Source organism: Treponema primitia ZAS-1 (genome assembly GCF_000297095.1).
In the GTDB taxonomy this organism is placed as follows: domain Bacteria; phylum Spirochaetota; class Spirochaetia; order Treponematales; family Breznakiellaceae; genus Termitinema; species Termitinema primitia_A.
In genome coordinates, this window is sequence record NZ_AEEA01000025.1 from 100,683 (window position 1) to 107,709 (window position 7,027).

At 52.2% G+C, this 7,027-nt stretch carries 8 protein-coding genes; 5 read left to right on the plus strand and 3 right to left on the minus strand.

Annotation, left to right across the window (positions count from 1 at the left end; all coding sequences use genetic code 11):
* Positions 1-4: 4 nt before the first annotated feature.
* Both dnaK and TPRIMZ1_RS0103700 read right to left on the minus strand, forming a co-directional pair.
* A complete protein-coding gene (gene dnaK / locus TPRIMZ1_RS0103695) occupies positions 5-1,966 on the minus strand; it encodes a molecular chaperone DnaK (protein ID WP_010254813.1) in 1,962 nt (653 codons plus the stop codon).
* A 26-nt stretch (positions 1,967-1,992) separates the two neighbouring features.
* Positions 1,993-2,676: a nucleotide exchange factor GrpE gene (locus TPRIMZ1_RS0103700; RefSeq protein WP_010254815.1), complete on the minus strand. Its 684-nt coding sequence runs from the start codon at positions 2,674-2,676 to the stop codon at positions 1,993-1,995.
* An 86-nt stretch (positions 2,677-2,762) separates the two neighbouring features.
* Here TPRIMZ1_RS0103700 and glpK point away from each other — a divergent pair, with 86 nt between their 5' ends.
* Positions 2,763-4,250, plus strand: coding sequence for a glycerol kinase GlpK (gene glpK / locus TPRIMZ1_RS0103705; RefSeq protein ID WP_010254816.1), 1,488 nt, complete (start codon positions 2,763-2,765; stop codon positions 4,248-4,250).
* Here glpK and TPRIMZ1_RS0103710 read toward each other — a convergent pair whose 3' ends face one another.
* On the minus strand, positions 4,251-5,048 hold the full coding sequence (locus TPRIMZ1_RS0103710) for an undecaprenyl-diphosphate phosphatase (protein WP_010254817.1): 798 nt from the start codon (positions 5,046-5,048) through the stop codon (positions 4,251-4,253).
* Between the two features lie 139 nt (positions 5,049-5,187).
* Here TPRIMZ1_RS0103710 and TPRIMZ1_RS0103720 point away from each other — a divergent pair, with 139 nt between their 5' ends.
* The 4 genes from TPRIMZ1_RS0103720 to TPRIMZ1_RS0103735 form a co-directional block, all read left to right on the plus strand.
* A complete protein-coding gene (locus TPRIMZ1_RS0103720; protein ID WP_232616732.1) occupies positions 5,188-5,736 on the plus strand; it encodes a VanZ family protein in 549 nt (182 codons plus the stop codon).
* Complete coding sequence (locus TPRIMZ1_RS0103725) at positions 5,733-6,170, plus strand: nucleotidyltransferase substrate binding protein (protein ID WP_010254824.1); 438 nt, start codon at positions 5,733-5,735, stop codon at positions 6,168-6,170. The genes TPRIMZ1_RS0103720 and TPRIMZ1_RS0103725 overlap by 4 nt, the downstream gene beginning before the upstream one ends.
* The gene (locus TPRIMZ1_RS0103730; protein ID WP_010254825.1) at positions 6,160-6,498 is read left to right on the plus strand and encodes a nucleotidyltransferase domain-containing protein; all 339 of its coding nucleotides are present in this window, start codon (positions 6,160-6,162) and stop codon (positions 6,496-6,498) included. Before TPRIMZ1_RS0103725 ends, TPRIMZ1_RS0103730 begins: the two co-directional genes overlap by 11 nt.
* A gap of 71 nt (positions 6,499-6,569) precedes the next feature.
* On the plus strand, positions 6,570-7,027 hold a 458-nt coding region (locus tag TPRIMZ1_RS0103735; protein WP_010254827.1), incomplete at its 3' end, for a sugar nucleotidyltransferase.

Consider the following 7,027-nt stretch of genomic DNA (forward strand, 5'->3'; position numbering starts at 1 on the left):
CTATTTATTTGTCGTCTACTACTTCGTAATCGGCATCTTCCGCACTCTTGGTGTTACCGGGGCCGGAGGAATCGTCACTGCCGGGACCCGCAGAGGGGCCGCTGCCCATGCCGCCCATTCCCATATCCGGTCCCGCGCCGCCGCCTTGAGGGCCCTGTTGGGCAGCTTGCTGCTTGTAGAGCTCTTCGGCGATTTTGTAGGAAACCTGTTTCAGGGCTTCGGTCTTGTCCTTAATGGTTTGGATCTCTCCACCCTCAAGAGCCCGGCGTAGATCCGCAATGGCTTCTTCGGTCTTGGACTTGTCCTCGGCGCTTATTTTATCGCCCAGGTCCTTGATGTTCTTTTCGGTACTGTAGATCATGGTGTCCGCTTCGTTGTGGACCTCCGCCTTTTCCCGTTCCCTCTTGTCCTCTTCGGCGTGGAGTTCCGCTTCCTTAACCATGCGTTCAATGTCCTGGTCGTTCAGGCCCGAGGAGCTTTCGATACGGATCTTCTGTTCCTTACCGGTACCCAGGTCCTTGGCGGATACGTGCACTATGCCGTTGGCGTCGATATCGAAGGCGACCTCAACCTGGGGAACTCCCCGAGGCGCCGGCGGTATACCCACCAGGTCGAAACGGCCCAGGGTACGGTTCTGGTTGGCCATTTCCCGTTCACCCTGGAGTACGTTGATGGAAACCGCATTCTGACCGTCCGCAGCGGTGGAGAAGATCTGACTTTTCCGGGTGGGGATGGTGGTATTCCGGGGGATGAGCTTGGTCATAACCCCGCCCAGGGTTTCGATACCCAGGGAAAGGGGTGTTACGTCCAGGAGGAGTACATCCTTCACATCACCACCAAGGATACCTCCCTGGATAGCGGCGCCAATAGCTACCGCTTCGTCGGGGTTAACCCCTTTATTCGGTTCTTTTTTAAACAGGTCCTTTACGATCTGCTGTACCGCGGGGATCCGTGTGGAGCCCCCAACCAAAATTACTTCGTCAATCTGATCCGCAGTGAGTCCCGCATCGCTCAGGGCTTTTTTGCAAGGGTCCTTGGACCGTTCCAGCAGGTCCCCTACCATCTGTTCAAATTTTGCCCTGGTGAGGGACTTTTGGAGATGCTTGGGTCCCGTTTGATCCGCCGTAATAAATGGAAGGTTTACTTCCGTACCCTGCATGGCGGAAAGCTCTATCTTAGCTTTTTCCGCAGATTCCCGAAGCCGCTGCAGGGCCATACGATCCTTGGAAAGATCAATCCCCGTATCCTGTTTGAATTCGGTGATAAGCCATTCCATGATGCGGCGGTCAAAATCGTCACCCCCTAGGTGGGTATCGCCGTTGGTAGATTTTACTTCAAAGACCCCTTCCCCCAGTTCCAGGATGGAAACATCGAAGGTACCGCCCCCCAGGTCGTAGACGGCGATGGTCTTTTCTTTTTTCTGGTCCTTATTGAAACCGAAGGCCAGGGAGGCCGCGGTTGGTTCGTTGATGATCCGTTTAACATCAAGGCCGGCGATTTTTCCCGCATCCTTGGTGGCCTGACGCTGGGCGTCGTTGAAGTAGGCCGGAACGGTGATAACCGCCTCGGTAACCGCCTCGCCCAGATAGTCCTCGGCGGTCTTCTTCATCTTCTGCAATACGAAAGCGGAGATTTCCTGGGGAGAGTATTTCTTCCCGTCAACGTCCACCCGGACATCATCACCCTGTTCTACTACCTTATAAGACACCAGGCTCATCTCGTTTGAAACCTCGGAATACCGGCGTCCCATAAACCTCTTTATAGAATAAACCGTGTTTTCAGGGTTGGTGATTATCTGGTTTTTCGCGGGCTGGCCCACAGGCCGTTCGCCCTTGCTGGTAAACCCAACAATGGATGGGGTCGTTCGGCCCCCTTCTGAATTCTGGATAACCACCGGTTCACCGCCCTCAAGGACAGCCACGCAAGAGTTGGTGGTCCCTAAGTCAATACCAATAATTTTGCCCATATATCGACTCCTTTACTTTAATATACTTAATTTTCTTGCCGAGGGGTTTCCTCGGGCATTAAAACCTTTACTTTAGCGCTTCTCACAACCCGGTCTTTAAGAGTATAGCCCTTAAGGAAGTCCTCTTGAACCACCGGGTCGGTAATTTCCGGCGATTTTTCCATCATAATAGCCTCGTGCCGGTTCGGGTCAAAGGCCTCCCCGGCGGAATCAAAACGCTTAAGCCCCCATTTGTTTTCCAGCTGGGTGGTAAGGCGTTTTTCTATCAGGGTGATACCCTCGTAAAAGCTGTCAAATTCCTTTGATGTCGAAGCCGCTTCTTTGGAAGCGGCAGCCATGTTTTCCGCAGATTTGATAGCCCGATCAAAATCATCAATTATCAGGATAAGGTCTAAAAGCAGGCTCTGGTTAGCAAAGTCTATGGCATCCTGCTTTTCTCGGTTCATCCGTTTGCGGAAATTTTCAAAATCTGCAGCCTTCCGCAGGTACAAATCGTTGGCTTCCTTAAGCTTTTCTTCCAGGTCGGCAATCTTCTCTTCCGGACTAAGTTCAGCTGCCGCTGTTGCTGAATCTGCCCCAGCATCCGCCGCCGGGTCAGATGACAGCTCATCCGCAGAAAGATCCGGCTCGGATCCACCCTGAGCCGGGGCTGCCGGTTCGCCTTCAACGAAAACTACTTCTTCTGATTGAGTTTTTTCAATATCTTTCATTTTGTATAAAAATACTTATACCGGAGATAAAGGTCAAGAAAAATCCTTTTATGGACAAAAAAATGAAGATAAAATACACTTCATCCATGGAAAAGTATATTCTTGCACTGGATCAGGGGACCACAAGTTCCCGGGCTATTCTTTTTGACCATGAGCAGAATATGGTGGGCGCCGCCCAGAGGGAATTTGCCCAAATATACCCCAAAGGCGGTTGGGTCGAACATGACCCCCTGGAAATTTATTCCTCCCAGTATGCGGTGATGATGGAGCTGATTACTCAGAACGATATATCCGTCAAGGATATTGCCGCCATCGGCATCACCAACCAGCGGGAAACCGCTATACTTTGGGATAAGCAGACCGGGCGGCCCATTTACAACGCCATAGTCTGGCAGTGCCGGCGGACATCGGAGATTGTGGACGCCATGGTGGCCGACGGGCTGTCGGATCATATCAGAAAAACTACCGGTCTGGTGCCGGACGCTTATTTTTCGGGTACCAAGATCAAGTGGATTTTGGACCATGTACCGGGAGCCCGGGAACGTGCCCGGAAGGGGGAGATCCTCTTTGGTACCGTAGATACCTGGCTTATTTGGAAACTGACCAACGGGGAAGCCCATGTGACCGACTATACCAACGCCAGTCGTACCATGATCTTCGATATCCACACCCTGGATTGGGACGAAAAACTCCTCCGGTGGTTGGATATACCCCGGGAAATGCTGCCCAAGGTTCGTCCTTCCAGCGAAATTTACGGAAAGGTGAACATCCAGGGAACGGAGATTCCCATTGCCGCTTCCGCCGGGGACCAGCAGGCTGCCCTCTTTGGCCAATGTTGTTTTGAAAAGGGTGCCGCAAAAAATACCTACGGTACCGGGTGCTTCCTCCTGATGAATACCGGGGCCGAGCCCTGTGAAAGCAAAAACGGCCTGCTATCAACCATTGCCGCAACCCTTCCTGGTAAAGTCCAGTACGTTCTGGAGGGCAGTGTTTTTGTAGCGGGAGCCCTAATCCAGTGGCTCCGGGACGAAATGCGTTTTATCACCGACAGCAGCGACTGTGAATATCATGCCAGCAAAGTGCCGGATACCGGTGGGATCTACCTGGTACCGGCCTTTACCGGCTTGGGCGCTCCCTATTGGGATATGTACGCCCGGGGCTGCATTATCGGGCTTACCCGGGGAACCAAACGGGACCATATCATCCGGGCGGCGGAGGAAGCCATTGCCTACCAAAGCTACGACCTGCTTTCGGCCATGGAAAAGGATATTGGGGTAAAAATAACGGAACTCCGGGTGGATGGCGGCGCAAGCCGGGATAAATTCCTCATGCAATTCCAGGCGGATATTTCCGGGGCCTTGATACGCCGCCCGGAGATCCGGGAAACCACCGCCCTGGGAGCCGCCTATCTTGCGGGGATCGCCGTGGGCTTCTGGAAAGACCTGGAGGAGCTCAGCGCCCGGTGGAAGTGCGACATGAGCTTTACCCCGGCAATGGGCAGCGAAAAACGGGAAACCCTTCTTGCAGGCTGGCATAAGGCGATAGGCCGGAGCCAGGGCTGGGCTGCTCCGTAGTTAAAAGAAGAAATGGGAGAAATGTTGATCCGCAAGGACCAGGAGACCCAGGATCGCCACATAGAGGGCGAAGCCCCGAAGGGACCGGGTTTTGACAATTTTCAGCATAAATTTTATTGAGAAAAAACCGATTATCGCGGCGGCAGCCGTTCCGGCTATCAAAGGCGCCGGAGCTATAGTAAGGGTAAACCCGCTTTCCGCAAGATCCTTGAGCTGAAGAACCAGGGCGCCCAGGATTGCCGGAATGGAGAGGAGGAAGGCGAACCGTGCGGCAAAATCCCGGTTCAGCCTGCGGGAAAGGGCCCCCGAAAGGGTCAGTCCGGACCGGGAAACCCCGGGAATAATGGCGACAGCCTGGCAAATACCGATAACCAGGGCATCAAACCAGTCCATAGCCGCCTGAGGCTTGATCCTCCCCGAAAACCGGGACATCTGTTCCGATATCAGGAGGATCAGGGCAGTAAAAAGGAAAGAAAATCCCAGAAAAGCTGCTGACTGGAAAGTTTCTTCAATAAGATCCTTAAAAAGGAGGGCCACAATAACCGTAGGTATGGTTGCCAGGATGAGGTACCCCGTAAGGGGCTGAACAATCCGCCGCAGGATGGCCAAAATATCGTTCCACAATACGATGAAAACCGCAATTAAGGTCCCCACATGGACCATGGTATCAAAAAGCAACATCGGCTCGGCAATGCCGAAAATTTTTTGTAAAAGGACCAGGTGTCCGGAGCTGCTTACCGGAAGAAATTCCGTAAGCCCCTGAATCGCGCCCAGAACAATGGCTTCTAATATATTCATTAGTTTACCATAATGATAATATCAACCCTATGCAAGGTTACATTCCCTTTTGGGCAGGGCAAAGTTTGTTCATTTTTTGAACAACTTTTTTAAAGAATATTGTATTTTTTTTTACAGTATGATATCTTAGAAAAGGACAGTGGCTGGGGAAAACCGGCTGCAAATCCGGCAAGCCTGTTTCGGCGGCGGCTGGGTTCCCAAGTGGTGGTGTGTATGCCTGTCGGCAAAATTATGCCTGGACAGAAGTTTTGGCACGCCCATTCCTTCAACACGATGCCCGATGGTGGTAAGAATGACTTCAATCCTGAAAATATTGCCTAAAATACCCGCCCTGCTGGTTGTAGCGGGCATTTGGTTCTTATCTTCCCAGAGTAGCCTTCCCACTCCACAGGGTATCCTGGGTTTCGATAAACTCCAGCATCTAATCGCCTATCTGGTCCTTGCGGCAACAGCGTCTTTCTGGTTTTCCCCCGCCCAGCGTGAATTCCACCGTTTGCGGACCCTGTTCCTGCTTGTTTTTATCAGTTCCCTCTACGGGGTAAGTGACGAGGTACACCAGTTTTTTGTACCCGGCCGTGACTGCAACGTATGGGATTGGATAGCCGACACCATCGGCGCCTTTCTTGGAGCCGGCGCAGCGCTGCTAGCTGACCGGTACATATTCAGGAAGCAGAGTAGTACGGTATGAACCCGGATATCCGCTGGGTACAGCGGTTTGATAATTATAAGAAAGCATTGGCGGTACTTGAGAGAACCGCTTCCATTACGGTGGAACGTTCCTTATCCGAAGCTGAACGACAGGGGCTAGTTCAAGGATTTGAATTCACCTTTGAACTCGCTTGGAATGTGCTTAAAGATTATCTGGAAGCGCTGGGGTTTAATGACTTTCATGGCTCAATAAGTACTATTCGAATAGCTTTCCGGGAAGGACTAATAGAGAACGGCGAAGCCTGGATGGACATGGTAAAAAGTCGGAATGATTCCAGCCATACCTATAATGTTGAAACCGCAGATAAAGTCGTCAATGCAATTTTAAACACTTATATTGACGAATTTAGAAAACTGACCAAAACCATGGACCGGTACTACGAACAGCATATCGGAAACGCCGATGGCTGCTGAGTATGGGCTATCCAACCGTGCCCTGAAAACAGTAAAAGATATCTTGTCCAAATATCCGGGCATCCAGTCTGCCGTATTGTACGGAAGCCGTGCCAAGGGCAACTATAAAAACGGTTCCGATATCGACATAACCCTGCATACGGATGACGCCTTTACCTATAAAGATCTGCTGGATCTTAAGGGTGATTTTGATGAATCGGACCTACCCCATATGGTGGATGTTTCGAATTACCGTACCCTGGAAAACGAGAACCTGAAGGACCATATCCGGCGGGTAGGCAAGGTCTTATACGAGCGGCAGCCCGGGTTTTTGAGTAGACAGAAATAGATATTATCGCTAGTTATACTCCCTTAGTACGATACCAATACCATACCAAAAATGCATAAAGAGTACCTCCCATGAAAGGCATAATCCTTGCCGGCGGCGCCGGAACCCGGCTGTATCCTATCACCCGGGCGGTATCCAAGCAGATCCTCCCCCTCTACGACAAGCCGATGATCTACTACCCCCTGTCGGTGTTAATGCTTGCCGGTATTCGTGAGGTACTGATCATCTCCACCCCCCGGGACCTCCCGGTCTTCAAGGACCTGTTCGGCGCCGGCGATTGGCTGGGGATGCGCTTCGAGTACCAAGTCCAGGAAAGCCCCCGCGGCCTTGCGGACGCCTTTATCGTCGGCGCGTCGTTTATCGGCAATGACGCCTGCGCCCTGGTCCTGGGAGACAACGTGTTCTACGGCCGGGGTTTCAGCGCCACCCTGGAACATACCGCATCGAAGGTGGAAGCGCACCAAGGCGGGGCCATCTTCGGGTACTACGTAAAGGACCCCACCGCTTACGGCGTGGTGGCCTTCGACGA

What these genes read in the sequence shown, in the direction of transcription:
- dnaK (WP_010254813.1), bottom strand. Translation starts at nt 1,966, where the DNA reads ATGGGCAAAATTATTGGTATTGACTTAGGGACCACCAACTCTTGCGTG.
- TPRIMZ1_RS0103710 (WP_010254817.1), bottom strand. Translation starts at nt 5,048, where the DNA reads ATGAATATATTAGAAGCCATTGTTCTGGGCGCGATTCAGGGGCTTACG.
- TPRIMZ1_RS0103725 (WP_010254824.1), top strand. Translation starts at nt 5,733, where the DNA reads ATGAACCCGGATATCCGCTGGGTACAGCGGTTTGATAATTATAAGAAA.
- TPRIMZ1_RS0103700 (WP_010254815.1), bottom strand. Translation starts at nt 2,676, where the DNA reads ATGAAAGATATTGAAAAAACTCAATCAGAAGAAGTAGTTTTCGTTGAA.
- TPRIMZ1_RS0103730 (WP_010254825.1), top strand. Translation starts at nt 6,160, where the DNA reads ATGGCTGCTGAGTATGGGCTATCCAACCGTGCCCTGAAAACAGTAAAA.
- glpK (WP_010254816.1), top strand. Translation starts at nt 2,763, where the DNA reads ATGGAAAAGTATATTCTTGCACTGGATCAGGGGACCACAAGTTCCCGG.